This is a genomic window from Antricoccus suffuscus, assembly GCF_003003235.1.
GTDB classification, from domain to species: Bacteria; Actinomycetota; Actinomycetes; order Mycobacteriales; family Antricoccaceae; genus Antricoccus; species Antricoccus suffuscus.
On the sequence record NZ_PVUE01000002.1, the window covers coordinates 1 to 21,846 of the forward strand.

Genomic DNA, 21,846 nt, shown 5'->3' on the forward strand with positions numbered 1-21,846 from the left:
GTGAGTTGTTGGTCGAAGATGTGTAGTGCGAACGCTTCGGTGGTGTGATCGAGGCGGTAGTGGCGCGGTATTTCCTGCCCGACGGCAGCGGGCCGGGCGCGACCGGGACCGGGACCGCCGTGACCGGTGGTGGTGCCGGTGGGTGGTGGGTCCTGGGTCGTGGTCATGTCAATTATGGTAGGACACGTGTACGACAATTCTGGAGTTGTCCACAACGCGGGATGATTCAGGAATCGCCGTCTGCCAGCGGCCTCGGCATCTCGGTTCACGTGCCGCTGCCGGAACATCCCCGGCTTGCGGGATCTCGGCTCGCAGGCTCGCTCGATCAACGCAGGCTCGCTCGATCAACGAGAGAGCGCACGCCAGTCCGATCACGAGAGCCAAGCGTCGTACGACGTCACCGGCCGAAGGGTACGAACTCGCGGGCCGACGGGTGCGGCGTCACGTACCGCGGGATAGGAGGGCGCGCGCGGTGGGTATGACGCGATGACCGCTGGTGGGTCGGTGTTTGGAGCGGACCGAATTGGCCCTCGGGCATAGGTGCTGGACAGGACGGGCGGAACTTTCCAAGCCCTTATACAGTTGGGCAGGAATGTGGGCTCTGGTATATCGAAATTCGGCCCTGAACTGACTTGGCAAGTGCAACGGTGACGCGGTAAATCGTGACTCACCAGTGAACGGAGCGTGACCTGTGGCGGTGCGGCCACCCGCGAAACTGCCCCCGGGGCTAAGTAAGCGCGCAAAAATCATCATCTCGGTAGTGGTAGCTCTCGCGGTCATCGTTGGCGTGCTTGGCATCTTCTCGAGCATCCTGGTCGATTATTGGTGGTATCAGGAGACCCACTACTCAGAGGTGTTCTGGACTACCTGGCGCACTCGAGCGTTGATGTTTACGATCTTCGGCTTCATCGCCGCGGTGATCGTTGTGGGCAACGCCGTACTCGCCTACCGCCTCCGCCCGGCGTTCCGCCCGATGACCGCCGAGCAGCAGAATCTGGAGCGCTACCGCGTTGCGCTCGAGCCGCGTCGCCGGCTCATGGTGGTTGTCGCTGCGATCGTCGTTCTGTTGTTCGCGGGATACGCCGCACAGGGCATGTGGCAGGTCTACTTGCAATGGCGCAATGGCACGAACTTCGGCGTTAAAGATCCGCAGTTCGGTCTCGATATCTCGTTCTTCACCTTCGATCTTCCGTTCTACCGCTTCGTGCTCACGTTCCTTTTCGTTCTTGTCGGGCTCGCCGCGGCGGCCGCGGCCGCCGTGCACTACCTGTACGGCGGGCTGCGCATCAACATGCCGGGGCAGCGACTCACCAATGCGGCGCGGGTGCATTTGACCGTGCTGCTCGGCATCTTCGTGCTGCTTAAGGCTGGTGGTTACTGGCTGGACCGGTATGACCTCGACTTCTCCGATCGCGGCCCGGTCACTGGAGCGTCTAACGCCGACGTCAACGCGATGTTGCCGGCGAAGTCGATCCTGGCAATAGTCGCGATCATCTGCGCCATCGCGTTCTTCGCCAACATCATCTTCAAAAACTTTGCGCTCCCGGCTATGTCACTCGCACTGCTGATCCTCGCGAGCTTGGTCATTGGTACGGCGTATCCGGCCATCTACGACCGTTTCGTCGTACAACCCAGCGCCAACCAGAAGGAAGCGGAGTTCATCGCGCGCAATATCGCGGCTACGAAGGCCGCGTACGGCATCGGCGATAACAACGTGACCATCGACAAGTACGCGGCGGTATCGACAGCGCCGGCGGCGGAGATACGCAACGACACTCAGACGATCCCTAATGCGCGGCTACTAGATCCCAACGTGATCTCCGACGTCGTCCAGCAGACGCAGCAGGTGCGCAACGTCTACTCGTTCCCGAACAGGCTCGCCATAGATCGCTACACGATCGATGGCAAGGAGCAGGACTATATCGTTGCGGTACGCGAGCTCGATCCCAACAACCTTTCTGAGAGCCAGAGCAACTGGATCAACCTGCATACCGTTTATACGCACGGTTATGGGTTCATCGCTGCGCCGGCGAATGAGGTGGACGCGGCCGGATTGCCGGTGTTCGTCAACACTGGCTTTACGGACGGACTGATTAAGGTCACCCAGCCGAGGATCTACTACGGCGAGCTCAACAACGACTACGCGATCGTTGGAAAGAGCAAGGACAGCGCCGACAAGGAGTTTGACCGTCCCAGCAACGCGAGCGGTGACGGAGAGGTGAAGAACACCTACAGCGGCAAGGGTGGCGTGCCGATCGACAGCCTGTTCCGTAAGACGGTGTTCGCTATCAAGTACGCCGAACGCAACTTCATTCTCAACAGCGGTATCGGCGCCAACTCAAAAATCCTTTATAACCGAGATCCCCGCCAGCGCGTCGAGAAGGCCGCCCCCTTCATCACTGCGGACGGCGACCCGTATCCCGCCGTCATAGACGGCCGGATCAAGTGGATCGTGGACGGCTATACCACCTCGCCGGGATATCCTTACTCTCAGCAAGAGTCGCTCGGCAGTGCGGCCAGTGACTCCCAGACCGGTACCGGCACAGCGGCACTGCCCGATGAGACGGTCAACTACATTCGTAACTCGGTCAAGGCGACAGTCGACGCCTACGACGGCACGGTGACTCTGTACCAGTTCGATACCAAAGACCCGGTCCTCAAGACTTGGATGAAGACCTACCCCGGAATTATCAAGCCGAAGTCCGACATCTCCAAGGAACTTGCCGCACACCTGCGCTATCCCGAGGATTTGTTCAAGGTCCAGCGGTCGTTGCTGGCGAAATACCACGTGACCGATCCGCAGGCGTTCTACTCGGCACAGGACTTCTGGAAGGTACCAGCCGATCCAACGACGACTGTGGAAGGAGATCAGCCGCCGTACTATCTGCTGTCACAAGGACCGGGGGAGGAGACGGCGACATTCAAGCTCACGTCCGCGTTGTCGGCACTGAAGAAGGAGAACCTGACGGCGTACGTCTCGGCGTCGAGCGATCCGAAGACGTATGGCAAAATCACGGTACTTCAAATGCCGCAGGACTCGAATATCTATGGACCGAGTCAGGTGCAGTCGCAGTTCAAGGGTGATCCCATTATCTCCAAGGACATTGCGCTGCTTGATCAAGGCGGGTCAAAGGTTATCTTCGGAAACTTGCTGACCCTTCCGTTGGCGGGAGGTCTGCTTTATGTGGAGCCCCTCTACGTGCAGGGTAACGCTTCGTCGGCGTACCCGACCCTGCAGAAAGTGCTGTTGAACTTCGGCACAAAGATCGCCTACGCGAACACGCTTGCGGAGGGGCTCAACCAGCTCTTCGGAGACGGCGCCGCGGACGAGTCGGCAGCGCCGCCTGGGAATGCAGCAGGGACTCCAACGGCCCCAGGCGCGGATCAGGGGACTACGTCCTCAAGCGATCCGTTGACCGCGGCCAAGCAGCAACTAGCCAACGCCAACTCGGAGCTTCAGGCGGCTGTCAAGGCGTTCGACACCGCCGCCAAGGCTGGCGACTATGCCGCGATGGGCGTGGCACAGCAGCAACTGGTCGATGCGGCGGCGAAGGTCAATGACGCCTCCAACAAGGTAGATGGTCTTGCTGGAATTACTGGATCGTCAGGTGCCTCGGGTAGCGGCTCAGCTACGCCGTCGAGCCCGGCAAGCTCTTCCGGTGGAGGTTAAGGCCGCCGCCAGAGTGATCCGGCTGCGCGCGGGACCCCCGTGTGCAGCCGGATCGAACCTGATGTAGTCTTATGTTTCCGCCGCGGGGTGGAGCAGTTCGGTAGCTCGCTGGGCTCATAACCCAGAGGTCGTAGGTTCAAATCCTGCCCCCGCTACTAAAAGAAGGACCCTGGCCAGCCTAGATGCTGGCCAGGGTCCTTTGCTTTGCACCGTTCATAGGCACGAATCCAACGCTTACCCAACGGACATCGGAATTCGTCCAAGCATAAATGTGGCCGGCAACAGGCGCGTCTACTGGCTCAGTCAACGACAGCGGCGACCGATTCGAGCTCCACCAACTGATCGTCATAGCCCAGCACCGTGACCCCCATGAGTGTGCTCGGAACGTCATGCCCATCGAACGCGTCGCGCACGATCTCCCAGACAGCAACGAGGTCCGCCTGATTAGACGATGCGACAAGCACACGAGTGCTGATGACGTCCTCGATCGTCGCTCCGGCGGCCTCCAGCGCGCGTGTCATCGTCTCGACGCACGCAGCGGCCTGGCCCGCGTAATCACCGACCGCTACGGTCGTCCCATCCTCGCTGAGCGGGCACGCGCCAGCCAGGAAGATCAGTCGCGCATCCTTCGGCGCGGTCGCGGCATACGCATACTCGGCGACGCTGGCGAGCGTCGAGGCGCGAATCAACTCCACAGAACTTGGCATACGCCGATCATCCCAGACGTCTTCGGATGGCAAACAAATCCCGCGCAGAACAGTCTGTTTCCTGAGCGCGGTAGGCGGATGCGTTGTAAGGGTGCCGAATTCGGTTCAGCCGGTTCTCAAATGGTCGGTGAGATGGTACGCATATCTCACGTGACGACCGGAGGGGTAGGACACATGAGTGATCCACAGGTTATTTCAGGCAAGCGATCACGGACGATTGCAGAGGTCAAGGAGCGCGCGGCGCGCATCGGCGCCGGACTCGGCAAGCTCGGAGTGGGTCCTGGCGATCACTACGCGTTCGTTCTGCGTAACGAGATCGCTTTTCTGGAGGCAAACATGGCGGCGTCGGCCATCGGCGCCGTGCCGATTCCGGTGAACTGGCACTGGACCGGTGAGGATCTGCAGCATGTGCTCACCGACAGTGGGGCCAAGGTCGTGATCGCGCACACCGATCTGCTGCCGGCCGTCGAGAAATTCCTGCCTGAGGGTGCCACGATCGTCGAGGTAGAGACCCCGCCCGAAATTCGCGAAGCTTATGGCCTTGGCGACGTGCCACTGACCGGCCGCTATCGGACTCTGGATGAGCTGGCGACCTCGGAGCTCGTGACGCCGCCTACCGACGACCCACCGATGAGCGTCATCTACTCGTCCGGTACGACGGGGCTCGCCAAGGGCATTCGCCGCAATCCCGTCGCGGAGGGGAAGTCCGAAGAGATCGCAGGGGTAGTTGTTGACTTAATGAAGCTGAAGCCCGGCGGTAAGACCCTGGTGCCAGCTCCGATGTATCACTCTTCGCCGAATGTCCTGGCGCTGTTCGCCGTCGCTATGGGAATAGAGACCGTGATCATGCCGAAGTTTGATCCAGAAGAGTTCCTGGCCCTGATTGAAAAGCATCGTATTGACGAGGTGCAAGTCGTCCCGACGATGTTTATCCGGCTGCTCAAGCTGCCCAAGGAGGTCCGCGAGAAGTACGACGTCTCCTCTCTCGAGGCCGTCATTCACGCGGCTGCGCCATGCCCGGCCGACGTCAAGGAGCAAATGATCAAGTGGTTCGGCCCAATCATTTGGGAGTACTACGGCGGCACGGAGACCGGCGCTGTCGTCCTGTGCAGCAGCGAGGAGGCGCTCGCGCATCCGGGAACTGTTGGACGCGCATTCGCAGGTGCGCAATTGCGGATCCTGGGTGCCGACAATCAGCCCGTGCCGGTTGGCGAGTCCGGGATGGTCTACATGAAACCGTTCGATGCGTGGCCGGACTTCACCTATCTCAACGACGATGAGAAGCGCCGGTCGATCGAGCAGGACGGCTTCGTCACGGTCGGTGACATCGGTTACCTCGACGAGGACGGCTTCCTTTATCTAAGTGATCGCGCCAACTACATGGTGATCTCCGGGGGCGTGAACATCTACCCGGCCGAGATCGAGGGAAGTCTGCTCGGCATGGACGGGGTCGCGGACGTGGCGGTCTTCGGGATTCCCGATCCAGACCTTGGCGAAGTACTCGCCGCACACGTCGAACTTGAGGACGGCGCCACGGTCAGCGAAGAGGACATCAAGTCCTATGTCACAACGAATCTTGCGAAGTACAAGACTCCGAGGGTCGTCGTCTTCGAGGAGCGGTTGCCGCGTGAGGACTCCGGCAAGATGTTCAAGCGTCGATTGCGAGACCAGTACTGGACCGGCAACCGCAAAATCTAGACGCGTGGGTTGGAAGAGGCGATTCAGATGTACCTCACTCAATCGTTACACCGTAACGTTCAACAGCAGCCCGATAGTCCGGCGACGATATTCGGCGATCGCGTTCGGACACACCGGGAGTCGATCGACCGGGTCGCGAGACTTGCCGGTGGACTTCAAGGGCTGGGTGTGGGACCAGGTGACCGGGTCGCGATTCTTTCGCTCAACTCGGACTACTTTCACGAGATCTTGTGCGCAATTCCATGGGCGGACGGTGTGATCGTGCCGGTCAACGTCCGCTGGAGCGTCAGCGAGATCGCGTATTCGCTCGACGAGGCGGAAGCCAGGACCATCGTCGTCGACGAGACCTTCAAAGGCCTTGTACCCGCGTTGAGAGAGGCATATGGCGGGCTCAAGAATGTTATCTACTGCGGCGAGGACGCCGTACCCGACGACATGCTCGGATTCGAAGAACTCATTGACAGCAGCGAACCGGTCGAAGACGCGCACCGATCCGGGGACGACTTGGCGGCGCTGTTCTACACCGGCGGTACGACCGGTACGCCGAAGGGCGTGATGCTCAGCCACCGCAACCTGATGACCTCCGCGATTGGCGCGTCAACGTCCTCGTGGCTGCCGCATCGCGGCAGGCTCTTGCATGCGGCGCCGATGTTCCACTTGGCGGATCTCGCCGCGTGGACGGCCGGCTCGGCCCTGGGTAACTGCCACGTCATGATTCCGGCGTTCGCGCCGGTCGTGGTGCTCGAAGCAATCGCGCAACATCAGGTCGACGCGGTGCTACTGGTGCCGACGATGATCCAGATGCTCGTCGACGACCCGCACGTCGGGGACTACGACCTGTCGTCGGTGACACACGTTGCTTATGGCGCTTCGCCTATTTCCGATGCGTTGCTGGGTCGAGCGCGCAAGGCCTTCCCGAAGGCGCAATTCACTCAACTCTATGGAATGACCGAGCTTTCACCGATTGCGACCATCCTTCCGGACGTCGATCACCGCGACCCCAAGCGGAGCAGATCGGCAGGCCGCGCCGCGCCCTATTCTCTGGTCAAAATCGTTGATGCAGAAGACAACGAGGTCGACCGCGGCGTTGTCGGTGAGATCTGCGTGTCCGGCGACCACGTGATGCTGGGCTACTGGAAGAAACCCGACGAGACGGCGCACGCGCTGCGTGACGGCTGGATGCACACCGGTGACGGCGGCTGGATGGATGAGGACGGCTACGTGTACATCGCCGACCGGATCAAGGACATGATCATCACTGGCGGCGAAAACGTTTATTCGATTGAGGTCGAAAACGTGATTGCCAGGCATCCTTCGGTTGCGGCTTGTGCGGTGATCGGAGTTCCTGACCAGGATTGGGGCGAGCGGGTTCATGCCGTCGTGATCCTTGTGCCGGATGCGAGTCTGACCATCGACGAGCTACGCGAACACTGTCGAGCGCAGATTGCCGGCTACAAGTGTCCTCGGAGTCTGGATATTGTTGAGGAGTTCCCGATGTCCGGCGCTGGCAAGATTCTCAAGCGCGAACTTCGTCGCCAGTACGACGGATAACTCAGTGGTGACCCTGAGAATGTAGGCGATCTATTCACCTCTACTTTATGTATGCGTATGATCTCGACATGAATAGGGCGGGGATTTCTCTTTCGGCTGTCTGTGTCATCAGCGGGCTCTTATTAGTCGCGGGGTGCTCGGGCGGTGGCGACCTGTCGACTCGCGGCACCAGCAATACTGGCGGTGGCAGCGGGGCCACGAGGAGCGGATCGACCGCTGATAATTCGACGCTGCACCTGGCACTCAGTCGTTTCGACTCCTCTCTCGCGGCGAAGGATCTCTTCGCGAGCTTCGGTGATACTGCAGCGCTCTCCGTACTGGCGGCCAAGGAAACTGAGACGTGGAAGTTACTGGCGCTGAGCGGTTCGATAGACGCCTTCGCGACAGGGCCGAAGCAAGCCGCGACTATCGGCGCCGACTTGTCTGCCGCCGAATATTCGATTTCGATAGGCCAGCCGCCGGGCCGGCTCACTCTCGTCGCCGGCGGCCAGGACGCCGACACGATAACGAGCGCGGCCAAGAAAGCAGGTTACGAAGGCGCGGGTGTGCTCTCCCAGAAACTCGATCTGGAGAATCCCCTCACGGTCACGGTGGCACAAGTCGAGCCGAAGGGCGACGATTTGGTCGTCGGTGGGCCTGGCGCCAAACTCGAATCGGTCGACCCGGACGGCGAGAGTCTCACCGACCTTGATGAGGTAGCCGCGGTAGTCGAGTGCCTGGGCGACGTCGTGGCGGCACAGATCGCGCCCAACAGCGAAAACATTGATTTGTTGGGTGTTGGGGTCCGTTCGGTGGACAGAGGCGCCCAGTCGGTGATGTGCGTGAAACCCAAGAGCCCCGCCGAAGCGAAGGGCATTGCGACAGATGTCGCGGATGCGCTGAAGAACGGCACGATGAGCAACGGCCAGCCCTACACGAAGTTTTTCGAGAATGTCGACGTTGTCGCGGCAGGCGGTGTTGTCAAGATGACGGCTGACAACACCGCCAATGGCCAGGCGAACACTATCCTGCAAATGGTCCTCTCCCGCGATCTTCCGGCGCTCCCCGGCTACTAGCCGCGTAGCAGCGGTCGGGGCCGGGGAGGACGGAGATTGCCGGCTACAAGTGTCCTCGGAGTCTGGATATTGTTGAGGAGTTCTCGATGTCCGGCGCTGGCAAGTTTCTCAAGCGCGAGTTGCGCCGTCAGCATGAGGACTGGAATGACGCGCGGTAACCTGCATTAATGAGTTCTCGCCGACTGTGTATCCAAATTTCGACAGCCGTTGTGGGGGCACTGCTTCTCACTGCCTGCTCGGGAGGTATTGACCTCCAACACGGCGACGCCGAGTCGAGTAGCAGTAGTAGTACGCCGTCCACACCGGCCGCGCCAAACCAGCTGTTGCGCGTAGGACTGAGCCGAATCAGCGCCAATGCGGTCGAGAAGACCAGGTACATCGAGTTTGGTGAGTCAAAGCGGCTGGCCGTTCTCGCGGATCAAGATAAAGGCGCTTGGAATATCATGACCCAACTCGGTGCCACATCTTTGCAGACGGGCCCCGGAGTTGCCGAGAAGCTCGCTCTAAGTCTCAACGCTGCCGACTACGCGATTTCGGCGGGTCCCGCGCCAGCTATGGTCACGCTCATCGCGGGTGGGCAGGACGGTGAGGAGGTCAAGTCCGCGGCCGGGTCCCTTGGATACGAGGGCGACGACGTGCTGAGCCAGAAGATGGACGTCACCAAGCCGATCACGGTCCAGATCGCGCAGGTGCAGCCGAAGGGCGACGACATCGTGCTTGGTTCTGCGGACGCGGACATGGCGCTCGTCGATTCGAAGGACGACAGCCTCGCCGACGACGCCGAAATTGTCGCGGTTAGCGATTGCCTCGGTGACGTTGTCGCGGCGTTCATCACAGATATCGGCACCGACGATCACCTAGTTGCCGTGGGCGTTCGCGCGATTGGCAAAGGTGTCACCTCGATGTTGTGCGTGAAGACCGACGATGACGCTGCCGCGAAAGACCTTGAAGGCAAAGTCAAGGACGATCTTGCCTCTGGCGACACGGCGAACGGCAAGAAGTACGCCGACTACTTCGAGGGCTCCAGCGTGACAGTCCTGAGCGACGGAGTCGTTCAGGCGAAGCTGCCGCACGCATCAGACACGAAGCCGTCCATCATGCACCAGATGCTGACTCAAGTCGATCTGCCTGGATTCTAAGCGCTCAACGGACGGTACGTCGGCTGGTGATCTGGCCGGTATCGAAGCCCATTAGGTGCAGCCCGCCGTGGAAGCGGGCGTGTTCGATCTTGATGCAGCGGTCCATGACGACGCTCATTCCGAGTTGTTCAGCGCGGCGTGCAGCGTCTTCGTTCCAGATGCCCAGCTGGACCCAGATTGCTTTGGCGCCGACCGCGTGGGCGTCCTCGACAACTGCCGGTACGTCGGCTGCCTTACGGAAAACGTCAACGATGTCGGGCACTTCGGGCAATGAAGCGAGGTCCGGGTAGACCTTTTGGCCGAGGATCGTGTCGGCGTTCGGGTTGACGAAGTACACCTTGTAATCGGTGGACTGCAACAGGTAGGTGCCGACGAAGTAGCTCGAGCGGGCCGGGTTTGCGGAGGCGCCGACCACTGCGATCGACTTCGCCGAACGCAGTAACTTGATGCGGTCTGTGGCGCTCGGTCCATCCCAGCTGCGCTCCGGGTTGTGCAACTTCGCCAGCGGAGAGTCCGCGGGGACCTCGAAGCTCAGCCCGTTTGGCAGGGTTGTGGTCACAGTTGGTGTCATGATGTTGCCTCCGTTGCACTGGCAAGCGCTTGGTCGAGGTCGTAGATGATGTCCTCGACGTCCTCGATACCCACACTAAGTCGCACGAGTCCCGGCTGCACGCCGCCATCGATCAGCTGCTGTTCGGTGAGTTGTGCGTGCGTGGTCGAGGCCGGGTGAATGATGAGCGTCTTGGTGTCACCAATGTTGGCGACATGGCTGGCCAAGTTGACCGCCTCGATGAGGCCGCGACCGACCTCTCGTCCGCCCTTCACGCCGAAGCTGAACACCGCGCCTGGCCCTTTTGGTAGGTATTTCTTAGCGCGCTCGTGATGAGGGTGCGAAGGCAGCCCGGCCCAGTTGACGTATTCGATCCGGTCGTCCGCGTCCAGCCATTCTGCGACGGCACGAGCGTTGTCCATGTGGGACTGCATCCGAATCGGAAGTGTCTCGACGCCTTGTGCGAGTAGTGCGGCCGATTGCGGCGCGAGGGTAGGGCCGATGTCGCGCAACTGCTCGGCACGCAGCCGGGTGAGGAACGCATACTCAGCGAAGTTGTCCGCCCAGGTCAATCCGCCGTACGACGCCACCGGCTCGTGGAACAGGGGGAACTTCTCGCTGGACCAGTCAAAACGGCCGGACTCCACGACAACGCCGCCCAGCGTCGTGCCGTGGCCGCCGAGGAACTTGGTGGCCGAGTGTGTGACGATGTCGGCACCCCAGTCAATGGGACGGCAAAGGTACGGCGTCGCGATCGTCGAGTCGATGATCAACGGGATCCCGGCGGCGTGTGCCACTTCTGAGAGTCCTTCTATATCCGCGATCTCGCCGGACGGGTTCGCGATAGACTCAGCGAACAGCAGCTTCGTTTCGTTGGTGATCGCGGCGGCGTACGCTGCCGGATCGTCGCTCTGCACAAACGTGGTCTTGACGCCAAACCGGCCCAGCGTCACGTCGAGTTGCGTGATCGATCCGCCGTACAGACCTGCCGATGCGACGATGTGATCACCGCTTCCAGCGAGTGAGGTAAACGTGATGTACTGCGCGGCGAGCCCACTCGACGTGGCGACGGCGCCGATCCCGCCCTCGAGGCTTGCGATCCGCTCCTCAAACGAGGCAACGGTCGGGTTGCCGAGCCGGGAGTAGATATTGCCGTATTTCTGCAATGCAAAACGAGCGGCGGCATCGTCCGTGTCGTCAAAGACGAACGCTGTCGTCTGGTAGATCGGTAATGCCCGAGAGCCGTGAACGGCGTCCGGAATGTTGCCCGCGTGTATCGCTCTTGTTTTGAATCCGTATTCGCGATCAGCCATGGCTCCCACGCTACCGGAGCGCATTTGGAGCAGACGAGGCCGAGCGAGGCTGGGCGTGTAGGCATTTGGCGGGGTGTGGTCAGATAAGGAGCCGGACAAGTTGTCACGATGAACGAGGTGCGCGGTTGAAGAAGATATTTGAAGGTCTCAAGGTCATCGATTGCGCGAGTTTCATCGCCGCCCCGGCCGCGGCGGCCGTGTTGTCCGACTTCGGTGCCGACGTAATCAAAATAGAGCCGCCCGGTGCGGGCGATCCGGGTCGTCAGCTCTATACCTTCCCCGGCATGCCAAAAAGCGAACTCAACTACAGCTGGATGATGGATAACCGCAGCAAACGGGGCCTGGCGCTGGACCTGACAAAGCCGGCAGGTCAGGCAGTGATCCACAAGTTGGTAGGGGACGCGGACGTCTTTCTCACCAACTATCCGCTCCCGGTGCGCGACAAGCTCGCGATCGACTACGACACGCTCGCGCTGCTGAACGACCGGCTCGTTTACGCGTCGTTCACGGGATTTGGCGAGACCGGCGCCGAGGCGACCAAGCCGGGATTTGACATGACCGGGTGGTGGGCGCGTTCAGGGCTCATGGATGCCGTTCGGGAGCATCATGATGCCGAGCCTGTCCGCTCGTTGCCCGGAATGGGGGACCATCCCTCCGCCATGTCGTTCTTCTCGGCGATCATGATGGGACTTTATGAACGCACCGTGACGGGGAAGGGTTCGCTGGTTCGATCGTCGCTGGTCTCCAGTGGTGTCTGGGCGAATGGGTTCAATGCGCAGGCCGCCTTGGTAGGGGCGCAGTTCGAGCCGCGTCCGCCGCGGGCCCAGGGTGGCCGGCCACTGAGCTGCTACTACCGGTGCCGCGACGATAAGTGGATCGTGCTGACGATCCTCAACGAGACGAAGCAATGGCCGATTCTGGTCGACTGCATTGCGCGCCCAGAGCTTGCCGAGGATCCGCGGTTCGTGACCCAGAAGGACAGGTTCGGCCACGGGCCGGAGCTGATCGGCATCCTCGATGAAGTCTTCGCGACTAAGGACCGGTCCGAGTGGCAGCGGATCCTGCTGGACGCCGGGCTTGTCTTCGAAGTAGTCGCCAGTGCCGAAGACATCCCGAACGACCAACAGCTGATCGACAACGGCTACTTGGTGCCCATCGTCGATAGCGAATACATGACGGTGGACAGCCCATTGACTGTCGCAGGCACCGAGAAGGCACGGCCAACGATGGCGCCGACTCTGGGACAGCACAGCGACGACGTACTTCGCGAGGCAGGGTACGACGACGATGCGATCAAGGATTTGCGCGCCGCGGGCGTTGTCGCCTGACCGGATCCGAGGTTTGATTGCTTCGACACACATATCGACATATATCGGGCATATCGACACATTGGGGAATTGATGAGCGCATTAACCACTGCAGATTCCGAACCCGCGCAGCAGTCCGCCGGCCGGGCAATCGCCATCGAGACCGCCCGCCGGGTGGTCGCCGAGCATCCTCCGACAACGACACCGCGACGTGAGTTCATGGAAGCCTGCTTTGATGCCGGTCTTGCCTGGATCCAGTTCCCTAAAGGGCTTGGCGGTCTGGGCCTCGAACCGGGCCTACAGGCAGATGTCGACCGCATCTTGCAGGGGGCCGGTGGGCCCGTGCCGTTTGCGCTCAACCCGATGGGTTATGGCATGGCCGGGCCGACGGTCGAGGCCCACGGCAGCGAGGACCTTAAGCGACAGTTGCTGCGCCCGCTCTACATCTGTGACGAGATCTGGTGTCAGCTGTTCAGCGAGCCCGGCGCGGGCTCGGACCTGGCGGGCCTGGCGACCAGCGCGGTCCAGGCGGACGGCGAATGGGTCATCAACGGACAGAAGGTCTGGACCAGTGCAGCGCACAAGGCGCGGCGGGCACTACTGCTGGCGCGCACCGACCCCGGCGCGCCGAAGCATCGCGGCCTGACCTACTTCGTACTGGACATGCACGATCCCGGCGTCGAGGTGCGACCGCTGCGTCAGATGACTGGCGAGGCCGAGTTCAACGAGGTCTACATCCGCGACGCCCATATTCCTGATGCCCACCGGCTCGGTGACGTCGGCGAAGGCTGGCGGGTCGCGATGACAACGCTCATGAATGAGCGCAATGCCATCGGTGGTGGCTCGAGCCTGCGCGGCAGCGGCTCGATTGGGTCGGCGCTGCGATTGTGGAAGGACCGGCCGGACTTGCGTACGCCGGCGCTCCGCGAACGGCTGCTGTCGCTGTTTGCCCGCGCCGACAGTTCGCGGCTGACCGGGCAGCGGCACCGCGCCGAACGAGGCGATGCCGCCGCCGGCCCGCGCGGCTCGATCGGCAAGTTGGTGGGTGCCGAGCTCAACCAGGACGTCTACGAGTTCTGCATGGACATGCTCGGCATCGAGGGGACTATCTACAGCGGTTACCAGCCGCGGCCGGACGGTACGCCGGAACCGACCGATGGCGAGGACTTCGCGCGCAAATTCCTTCGTTCGAGGGCTAACACCATCGAAGGTGGCACCTCGGAGGTGCTGCGCAACGTCATCGGCGAACGACTGCTTGGGCTCTCCGGAGACATTCGAGTAGACATCGGAAAGGCCTGGCGCGACATCCCGCGCGGCTGACCCACCAACAACCAATCGCTAACTGAACGACGTGGAGGAAAAGTGGCCGAGTTCGAGTTCACCGAGGAACAGCGCGACATGCGTGCATTGGTGCGGACATTCTGCGCCGATGCGTGGCCAGAGACCGAGGTACGTCGGCTCATGGACACCCCCGAGGGTTTCGACCGCGAAGTATGGCGGAGGCTCGGTGGCGACCTCGGGATTCTCGGTCTGGCGGTGCCGGAGGAGTACGGCGGTGAGGGCCGGGGGATCGTGGATTTGGCGATTATTGCTGAAGAGTGTGGACGTGTGGTTGCCTGCAGTCCCTTCTTGAGCACCGTCGCCCTGTCGGCGACGGCACTGCTACACAGCGCGGACGAGGGACCTAGGAAGGCCCTCCTTACCGAGATCATCACTGGGCAGAAGGTCGTCGCACTCGCGGCCACCGATGCCTCCGGCCAGTGGCAACCGGCTAATGGATCCGTCACGGCCGCTCAGGTGTCCGATGGCTGGACGCTGACTGGCGCACAGTCTCACGTGATTGATGGTGCGGCGGCGGATGCACTGCTCGTACTGGCGCAGACACCTAGCGGCCCGACACTGTTCTTGGTCGACCCGTCCGCACCGGGTGTTACCCGCGAGCCACAGACGACTCTGGATCAGACCCGGCGAATGGCCGTCGTGACGTTGCGCGACGCGCCAGGAACCGTTGTCGGCGCTGTCGGCGGCGGTGACGAGGCAGTGGCGAAGGCCCGCGACGTGGGTGCCGTCGTCCTAGCGGCCGAGGCGGTCGGCGGATCGCAGCGACTGCTGGACATCTCCGTCGAATATGCGAAGACACGCCTACAGTTCGGCCGGCCCATTGGTGGGTTTCAGGGCGTCAAACATCGCTGTGCCGACATGCTCGTCGCCGTCGAGGACGCACGGTCGACGGCGTACCACGCGGCGTGGGCCCTTGACGATGACAGCGTTGACGACGCGCGCGTCGCGGTCGACCTCGCGACGGTGGTCACCGCAGACGCCTATCGCCGGGTCGCCAAGGACACCGTGCAGGTGCACGGCGGGATCGGCTTCACCTGGGAACATCCCACGCATCTCTACTACAAGCGGGCCGCGAGCGATGCGGCACTACTCGGCGGACGAGCGGCGGCAAGTGAACGTCTCGCGGCCGGCGTACTCGATGCAGCCTCGTAAGGAGATCTGAATGTCTAGCTCGGTAGTTACCGTTGACGTAGCGGATCGTGTAGCGACGGTGACGCTTAACCGTCCCGAGTCGCGCAACGCCATCAGCCGCGAGCTGAAAGATGAGCTCGCGCGCGTGATGTCGGACCTGGACACCAACGCGGATGCCGACGTGGTCATTCTGACCGGTGCCGACCCGGCTTTCTGCGCGGGCCTTGACCTAAAGGAACTTGGGAGCACGGGCGCCAACCTCGGCGCCGGTTCGGCATCCGAGTCCGCGTCGCCGTACCCGTGGCCGGTGTTGTCGAAACCGGTTATCGGCGCGATCAATGGGGTCGCCGTCACGGGTGGTTTCGAGATTGCCCTGAACTGCGACATCCTGATCGCGTCCGAACGCGCCCGCTTCGCCGACACCCACACGCGCGTCGGCGTGCTGCCGGGCTGGGGGCTATCGGTGCTGCTGCCGTTGCTGGTCGGCCGCGGGTTGGCCCGACGGATGAGCCTGACCGGCGACTTTCTGACCGCGCAGGATGCGCTCCGGGCCGGGTTGGTAACTGAAGTGGTCGCCCACGAGGACCTGCTGTCGGCCGCCGGCCGGATAGCAGCCTCGATCGTCAGCAACGAGCAGGACGCGGTCCGCACCCTGCTGGCGTCCTATCGTGATATTGAGCTGCAGCAAATCGGCGACGGTTACCAGGTCGAGGGCCGCACCGGCCGCGACTGGCTAGCCCGTGGCTTCGACCCTGCGGAGGTAGAACGCCGCCGCGAAGGCATCCGTGACAGGGGACGCGCACAGACGACTTGACGGGAACGTCCCGCAGGCCATTGGAAAGGACGTACACATGCTCACCGGAGACCAATACAAGGCATCGCTCTCTGACGGACGGGCCACCTACTTCGAAGGGGAGAGAGTCGAGGACCTCGTCTCTCATCCGATCCTGGGGCCGGCAGTGCAAAACGTCGCCGACGGCTACGACTGGCTCGCCACCCAAGCGGTCGACGGGCAGAGCCCGCTGAGCGGGATTCCGACGTCGCCTCAGGACCTCCGCGACAAGGTCGACCTCGTGCACAAGGCCGGCATGATGGCGCACGTGACCTACACGTCGCTGATGACCCTGACGACAGCGGCCAGCCGGTTGTCGAAAAGCGCGCCGCAGTACGTCGACAGGATCAACGCCTTCGTCGAGGACGCGCAGCGTCGGGACCTGCGCGTTACGCAGTGCATTACCGACGCCAAAGGTGATCGGTCGCTGTCGCCTAGTAAACAAGACGACCCCGACTCCTACGTCCGCGTCGTGGAACGGCGTTCGGACGGGGTCGTGATCCGCGGTGCCAAACTGCACATCACCGCTGCATCATTTGGGCATGAGCTGATGACCATCCCGACCAAGGCTATGCGAGCCGGAGAGGAAGACTACGCTATCGCCGCAGTCATTCCGGTCAATGCACCTGGTGTCAAGATCATCAATACGACGTACGCACCCAGGCACGACGATCTGCGAGACTTCCCGGTCTCTGGCATTGAGCACTTCCCCGAAGGGTTCGTCATTTTCGATGACGTCTTCGTTCCCACCGAGCGGATCCTGCTGGACGGCGAGGTCGAGAGCGCATCTGTGTTCGCGCATTCGCTCGGGCTGTGGGAACGGCTCGGCGGACTGAGCTCTATGGCGGACGGCTCTGACGTACTGGTTGGCCTCGCACAGTTGATCGCCGAGGCCAATGGACTGGATCGCGTCGGACATGTCAAGGAGAAGATCTCCGAGATGATCATCCATGCGACCGTGGTGCGGGCCTGTCTTGAAGCGGCCCTGACCAACGCGGAGACCGGGATCTTCGGCGCGGTGTTCCCGAATGAGCTTTACACGAACGCCGGGAAATACACCGGTGCGGCGAACTACAACCTGATGGTGCGGCATCTGCACGATATAGCCGGAGGCGCGATCGTGACGGCGCCCTCGCGTGCGGACCTCGAGAACCCGGAAGTGGGCGACTTGGCGCGCAAGTACATGTCCACTCGAGGTGACGTGGACGGCGAATACCGTACGAGGCTGTTTCACACGATCCGCGACCTGACGGCGGATGCTTATGGCGGCTGGAAGCAGGTCACCAACGTGCAGGCCGGCGGTGGCCTATACGCCCAGCGAATCGTCACCCGCAAGCATTACGATCTGGCCGCGGCGAAGGGCGCCGCGTTGCGCATCGCCGGTCTCGCCGAGTCCGAGGGTCCGAGCGGCGGCTTCTAACTTGGGCGGACCTCACTTGCGGTGGTACGTCGGAGCCCGCTTCTCCAGGAACGCGGCCGAGGCTTCCTTGGCGTCTTGAGTCATTGAGGTGAGGATCTGTTGCCTGTTCTCCAACTCCACGGCCGCGGCGAAGGAGGGGTTCTCCACCGCCAGCCACATGCCTTGTTTCGTGAGCTCGACCGAGAACGGCGGGTTGAGCATGATTTCCTTTGCCTTCTCGATCGCGGTCTCCAGGAGCAGGTCCGGGCCCACGACCTCGGTCACCAAGCCGATGCGCAGGGCTTCAGCGGAGTCAAAACGTCGGCCGGTGAGCATTAGCTCGTGCGCGTGACCCGCACCGACGATCCGGGGGAGCAGCCATGAGACGCCGATATCGCAGGCCGAGAAGCCGGCGCGGATGAAGGATACGGCGAAGATCGCCGGGTCCGCGGCGATCCGGATGTCGCTAGCGCAGACGAGCGCGAGCCCGCCGCCGGCTGCCGGACCGTTGACGGCGGCGATGACCGGCTGACGTAGTTGATGCAACTGCAGAGCTAACGCCGCGATTTCGCGTTGCCGGTCGAGGCCCGTCATCACCGGGTTGCCGGCGCGCAGCTCCGGATCGTCGCCGTACCCCTTGAGGTCTAGCCCGGCGCAGAACCCGCGACCTGCGCCGGTGAGGATTACCACGCGGCAGTCGCGGTCGGCGTTGATTTCGGTGAGCGCGTCGCCAAGCTCACCGACGAGCTCGGCGTTCATCGTGTTGAGATTGTCCGGCCGGTTGAGCGTGATCTGAGTTATTCCCTCGGCGGGCTTGCTGAGCTGTACTGACGGCATCGGGCCTCCGTAGATCCGGTGTGGGGTAGGGATTGGGTGCTAAGCGCCGGCGTAGTCGTCGGCGTGGTCGGCGCGGATGTGCTTCTTGTCGAACTTGCCGACGCTCGTTTTGGGGATCTCATCGACGAACAACACCTGGTCCGGCAGCTGCCATTTGGCGAACGACGTATCGAGCAGTTCGTAGATGTCATCTTTAGTGAGTGTTACTCCGGGCGCGGTGACCACCAGTGCGAGCGGGCGTTCCTGCCATTTCGCGTGCGGTATCCCCACGACGGCGGCTTCCACGACGGATGGGTGCCCGACGATCGCGTTTTCCATGTCGATCGAGGAGATCCATTCACCGCCGCTCTTGATCACGTCTTTAATCCGGTCGGTCACCTTGAGGTAGCCGTTGGTGTCGATCGCGCCTACGTCGCCGCTGCGCCAGTAGCCGTCCGCAGTGAATCGCTCGGCAGAGTCGGCAAGATCGTGATAGCTGGTGCTGATCCATGGGCCGCGCACGCAGATCTCGCCCACCGACGTTCCGTCGAAGGGCATCTCCTTTTCCGCCGCATCAAGGATCTTGAAGTCGACACCGGACAAGGGGAGCCCTTGCTTACGCATGAGGTCCCAGCGCTCGTCCTCGGTGAGGGTCTCTTTGAGTGAGGGTTTGGGGAAGTTCATCGCGACCATCGGCGACGTCTCCGTGGCACCGTACGCGTGGACGACCTGCGCGCCGGTCAGTTCGCTGAACCCACGCATCATCGACAGTGGTGGTTCGGTGGCCCCGGAGAGCAGCCGCGCGTTGCGCAGGTCCGGCTTCTCCTTGAGAGAAGCAATATGCTGCAGCATCGGCTGGAAGATCGCGGGGGCGCCGTTCGCGATCGTCACACCTTCGGCGATCAGGGCATCGGTCAACGGCGCGATCTCGTCGGCCAAAAACCGTCCGGGAAGGACGATTTTGTTGGCCATCAGAACGGCCGACTGCGGAAGTCCCCAGCAGTTTCCATGGAACATCGGGGTGATGAGCATGGTGCAGTCGTTGATCGACATGCCGAGATTTGCCGCCTGGGAATAGGCGTGCAGATAGATCGATCGATGCGAGTAGTACACGCCCTTGGGAGCACCGGTGGTGCCGGTCGTATAACACGCGCTGTACGCCGAACGCTCGTCGATCTGCGGCCAGTCGATCTCCGGTTCGGCTTCGGCCAGGAGGTCCTCGTAGTGATGGATCGGCGACAGTGTCGTGTCGATCTGCGACAACGGCTTGTCGGACATGATCACCCAACCACGGATGTGCTTGAGTTTTGGGGCGATCGCTTCGGCAACGGACAGCAGCGACTCGTCGACGGCGATGTACGACGTCTCGCTGTGGTTGACCACGAAGCTTAGATCTTCGGGGGCGAGCCGCAGGTTCATCTGGAGCATTGCCGCTGCGATGCCAGGGATCGCCCAGTAGAGCTCGAAGTGTCGGTGGCTGTTCCAGTCCAGTACGCCGATACGATCGCCCGGTTGCGCGCCTAGGCCACGCAATGCGTTGGCGGCCCGCTTGATTCGCGCGTAGCAGTCGGCGTAGGAGTAGCGATCCCAGTCCCCATTGGGTTTCCGATAGACGATCTGCTGCTCGGAGTGTGTCCGCGCGGCATGGCGGATCAGGGTGGTCGTGTTGAGCTGGACGTCGTCGCCCAGCGTCGACGGACAGCCCTTGACAATCTCTTCGGTCATGTTGGTCGGCCCCTTTTTCGGTCTGGATGCGCAAGCCTCGAAGCCGAACTCGCGAGGCTTCACCTGAATCTACAAGGTGCCGTCGGGCGCCTTTTGCCGGGAGTTCACGCGGGCGAGGCGGGTGGACACTGAGAAGTGTTGCGATTTGTATACAACGGCGCGCGATCCTTGTCTCCTCAGTCGTCTGGGGTGTAAATCTAATTGCTGTTCGAAAGAATTAATCGACACGAACCGCAGGGTTCGGATAGGCGGGACACAAGGATGCGCAGAATTAATCGTGCGTTAATCGTGGGGACTGTGGCCGTGACCATGTCACTCGCAGCGTGCAGCACCAAAGGCGGATCGAGCGGAGAAGCGAAGGCCGGCGCCGGCGGGGTGAAGACGGACTACGGCGTCACTAACGACACGATCAGTCTCGGCGTACTCGTTGACGAGAGCGGGGTATTCAAGGTAACCGGGCTCGCGCAGGCCGAGGGCAACCAGCTGTGGGCGAATGACATCAACAAAAGCGGCGGGATTTGCGGGCGCAAGATCAAGCTCGAGGTTCGTGACGATGGCTACAGCGCAGACAAGGCACTCACGCTGTACGCCGGCATGAAGAACGACGTTGCCGGAATGCTGCAGTTGCTGGGCTCGCCCATCGTGGCCGCGCTCAAATCGCAGATCGAGAGTGACAACATGCTGTCGATACCCACGTCCTGGGCAACCGGCAACCTCTCCAGCAAGGCAATTTTGCAGGTCGGCGCGACCTACGCGATCGAGATGATCAATGCCATGGCCTACGTCCAGAAGCAGGGACTGATCAAGGACAACGACAAGCTCGGCATCATCTACATCACCGGCGAGTACGGCAACGATGGACTGCTCGGAGCCCAGCATTTCGCGGATGAGCATAAGCAGGAACTCGTTAAGGTGCAGATTGCCGGCACCGATCAGGATATGAGCGCCGCGGTCACGCAACTGAAGAGCCAGGGCGTGAAGGCCGTAATGGTCACGACGACTCCGGTCCAGACCGGTTCGGTGGCGACTCAGATGGCTGCACAAGGAATGGCTGACCTGCCGATCATCGGCGTTAATCCGACCTTCGCTCCGACGATGCTCGATACGCCGGCGAAGGACGCACTCTCGCACTTCTACCGCGGTCATTTCGTCGCTCCGATGTCTGCCGACACGCCGATCGTCAAGAAGGTCACGCAGGACTTCGCCGATGCCAAGTACACCGATCCTCTTCAGGACGGTGTGAACATCGGCTATGTCTCTGGCATCGCCTACCAGGCAGTGTTGGAGCAAGCGTGCAAAGACAAGGACATGACGCGCAGCGGCATCATGAGCGCGGCGCGCAAGGTCAAGGTCGACACGCAGGGTCTTACCGCACCGCTTGACTTCTCTAAGTTCGGGCAGCCGGCCACTCGTGCGACGTACGTCGAACAGGTCGATGCGGCGCTTCCCGGTGGCGTCAAGATCGTCGCTCCGGCCGAGGCCTCCAAAGAGGCCAAGAGCATGACAATCCCGCCGAAGTAGCAGCAAAGCTTTAAGCAACAGCTAACGCCAAAGGCATAGGAGCCGCTCACCAGCAGGAGAGCGGCTCCTGTGACTTTCCTGGGTTTACTTG

The 21,846-nt window shown here is 61.9% G+C and carries 16 protein-coding genes and 1 tRNA gene; 12 read left to right on the plus strand and 5 right to left on the minus strand.

What is annotated here, in order from left to right; genetic code table 11:
* Positions 1-697: 697 nt before the first annotated feature.
* Positions 698-3,670, plus strand: coding sequence for a UPF0182 family membrane protein (locus CLV47_RS02820; protein ID WP_272946781.1), 2,973 nt, complete (start codon positions 698-700; stop codon positions 3,668-3,670).
* An 81-nt stretch (positions 3,671-3,751) separates the two neighbouring features.
* Positions 3,752-3,825: transfer RNA gene (locus CLV47_RS02825), tRNA-Met, on the plus strand.
* A 144-nt stretch (positions 3,826-3,969) separates the two neighbouring features.
* Here the strand turns inward: CLV47_RS02825 and CLV47_RS02830 are convergent.
* On the minus strand, positions 3,970-4,377 hold the full coding sequence (locus tag CLV47_RS02830; RefSeq protein ID WP_106347508.1) for a RidA family protein: 408 nt from the start codon (positions 4,375-4,377) through the stop codon (positions 3,970-3,972).
* A 174-nt stretch (positions 4,378-4,551) separates the two neighbouring features.
* Here CLV47_RS02830 and CLV47_RS02835 point away from each other — a divergent pair, with 174 nt between their 5' ends.
* The 4 genes from CLV47_RS02835 (at position 4,552) to CLV47_RS02850 (ending at position 9,820) form a co-directional block, all read left to right on the plus strand.
* Positions 4,552-6,075 (plus strand): AMP-binding protein, encoded by a 1,524-nt coding sequence (locus CLV47_RS02835; protein WP_106347878.1) that lies wholly within the window; start codon positions 4,552-4,554, stop codon positions 6,073-6,075.
* Positions 6,076-6,102: 27 nt separating this feature from the next.
* Positions 6,103-7,626, plus strand: coding sequence for a long-chain-fatty-acid--CoA ligase (locus CLV47_RS02840; protein ID WP_106347879.1), 1,524 nt, complete (start codon positions 6,103-6,105; stop codon positions 7,624-7,626).
* Positions 7,627-7,694: 68 nt separating this feature from the next.
* Positions 7,695-8,681, plus strand: coding sequence for a hypothetical protein (locus CLV47_RS02845; RefSeq protein ID WP_146135263.1), 987 nt, complete (start codon positions 7,695-7,697; stop codon positions 8,679-8,681).
* Between the two features lie 167 nt (positions 8,682-8,848).
* The gene (locus tag CLV47_RS02850) at positions 8,849-9,820 is read left to right on the plus strand and encodes a hypothetical protein (protein ID WP_146135264.1); all 972 of its coding nucleotides are present in this window, start codon (positions 8,849-8,851) and stop codon (positions 9,818-9,820) included.
* Between the two features lie 4 nt (positions 9,821-9,824).
* On the opposite strand, the gene CLV47_RS02855 is transcribed toward CLV47_RS02850, so the two are convergent.
* Together CLV47_RS02855 and CLV47_RS02860 are read right to left on the minus strand one after the other, a co-directional pair.
* Entirely contained in the window at positions 9,825-10,391 is a 567-nt protein-coding gene (locus tag CLV47_RS02855) for a CoA-binding protein (RefSeq protein ID WP_177557471.1), read from the minus strand.
* Positions 10,388-11,683 carry an O-acetylhomoserine aminocarboxypropyltransferase/cysteine synthase family protein gene (locus tag CLV47_RS02860; RefSeq protein ID WP_106347512.1) on the minus strand — a complete coding sequence of 432 codons (1,296 nt, stop codon included), beginning with the start codon at positions 11,681-11,683 and terminating at the stop codon, positions 10,388-10,390. Before CLV47_RS02860 ends, CLV47_RS02855 begins: the two co-directional genes overlap by 4 nt.
* 125 nt (positions 11,684-11,808) lie before the next feature.
* Here CLV47_RS02860 and CLV47_RS02865 point away from each other — a divergent pair, with 125 nt between their 5' ends.
* The 5 genes from CLV47_RS02865 to CLV47_RS02885 all read left to right on the plus strand — a co-directional run bounded on the left by CLV47_RS02865 (position 11,809) and on the right by CLV47_RS02885 (position 17,714).
* Positions 11,809-13,011 (plus strand): CaiB/BaiF CoA transferase family protein, encoded by a 1,203-nt coding sequence (locus tag CLV47_RS02865; protein ID WP_106347513.1) that lies wholly within the window; start codon positions 11,809-11,811, stop codon positions 13,009-13,011.
* A 72-nt stretch (positions 13,012-13,083) separates the two neighbouring features.
* On the plus strand, positions 13,084-14,310 hold the full coding sequence (locus CLV47_RS02870; protein WP_106347514.1) for an acyl-CoA dehydrogenase family protein: 1,227 nt from the start codon (positions 13,084-13,086) through the stop codon (positions 14,308-14,310).
* 42 nt (positions 14,311-14,352) lie between these two features.
* Positions 14,353-15,483, plus strand: a complete 1,131-nt coding sequence (locus CLV47_RS02875) for an acyl-CoA dehydrogenase family protein (protein WP_202862357.1) — start codon at positions 14,353-14,355, stop codon at positions 15,481-15,483.
* A gap of 10 nt (positions 15,484-15,493) precedes the next feature.
* Positions 15,494-16,276 (plus strand): enoyl-CoA hydratase, encoded by a 783-nt coding sequence (locus CLV47_RS02880; RefSeq protein ID WP_106347515.1) that lies wholly within the window; start codon positions 15,494-15,496, stop codon positions 16,274-16,276.
* A 37-nt stretch (positions 16,277-16,313) separates the two neighbouring features.
* Positions 16,314-17,714 (plus strand): 4-hydroxyphenylacetate 3-hydroxylase N-terminal domain-containing protein, encoded by a 1,401-nt coding sequence (locus CLV47_RS02885; protein WP_106347516.1) that lies wholly within the window; start codon positions 16,314-16,316, stop codon positions 17,712-17,714.
* Positions 17,715-17,726: 12 nt separating this feature from the next.
* On the opposite strand, the gene CLV47_RS02890 is transcribed toward CLV47_RS02885, so the two are convergent.
* On the minus strand, positions 17,727-18,530 hold the full coding sequence (locus tag CLV47_RS02890; protein ID WP_106347517.1) for an enoyl-CoA hydratase/isomerase family protein: 804 nt from the start codon (positions 18,528-18,530) through the stop codon (positions 17,727-17,729).
* 39 nt (positions 18,531-18,569) lie between these two features.
* Positions 18,570-20,234, minus strand: coding sequence for a long-chain-fatty-acid--CoA ligase (locus CLV47_RS02895; protein ID WP_106347518.1), 1,665 nt, complete (start codon positions 20,232-20,234; stop codon positions 18,570-18,572).
* A gap of 309 nt (positions 20,235-20,543) precedes the next feature.
* On the opposite strand from CLV47_RS02895, the gene CLV47_RS02900 reads away from it, so the two are divergent.
* A complete protein-coding gene (locus tag CLV47_RS02900; RefSeq protein ID WP_238145239.1) occupies positions 20,544-21,755 on the plus strand; it encodes an ABC transporter substrate-binding protein in 1,212 nt (403 codons plus the stop codon).
* The last annotated feature ends 91 nt before the right edge of the window (positions 21,756-21,846 follow it).

Coding starts and splice junctions, on each gene's coding strand:
- CLV47_RS02830 (WP_106347508.1), bottom strand. CDS start 4,377: ATGCCAAGTTCTGTGGAGTTGATTCGCGCCTCGACGCTCGCCAGCGTC.
- CLV47_RS02835 (WP_106347878.1), top strand. CDS start 4,552: ATGAGTGATCCACAGGTTATTTCAGGCAAGCGATCACGGACGATTGCA.
- CLV47_RS02840 (WP_106347879.1), top strand. CDS start 6,103: ATGTACCTCACTCAATCGTTACACCGTAACGTTCAACAGCAGCCCGAT.
- CLV47_RS02845 (WP_146135263.1), top strand. CDS start 7,695: ATGAATAGGGCGGGGATTTCTCTTTCGGCTGTCTGTGTCATCAGCGGG.
- CLV47_RS02850 (WP_146135264.1), top strand. CDS start 8,849: ATGAGTTCTCGCCGACTGTGTATCCAAATTTCGACAGCCGTTGTGGGG.
- CLV47_RS02855 (WP_177557471.1), bottom strand. CDS start 10,391: ATGACACCAACTGTGACCACAACCCTGCCAAACGGGCTGAGCTTCGAG.
- CLV47_RS02860 (WP_106347512.1), bottom strand. CDS start 11,683: ATGGCTGATCGCGAATACGGATTCAAAACAAGAGCGATACACGCGGGC.
- CLV47_RS02870 (WP_106347514.1), top strand. CDS start 13,084: ATGAGCGCATTAACCACTGCAGATTCCGAACCCGCGCAGCAGTCCGCC.
- CLV47_RS02880 (WP_106347515.1), top strand. CDS start 15,494: ATGTCTAGCTCGGTAGTTACCGTTGACGTAGCGGATCGTGTAGCGACG.
- CLV47_RS02885 (WP_106347516.1), top strand. CDS start 16,314: ATGCTCACCGGAGACCAATACAAGGCATCGCTCTCTGACGGACGGGCC.
- CLV47_RS02890 (WP_106347517.1), bottom strand. CDS start 18,530: ATGCCGTCAGTACAGCTCAGCAAGCCCGCCGAGGGAATAACTCAGATC.
- CLV47_RS02895 (WP_106347518.1), bottom strand. CDS start 20,234: ATGACCGAAGAGATTGTCAAGGGCTGTCCGTCGACGCTGGGCGACGAC.
- CLV47_RS02900 (WP_238145239.1), top strand. CDS start 20,544: ATGTCACTCGCAGCGTGCAGCACCAAAGGCGGATCGAGCGGAGAAGCG.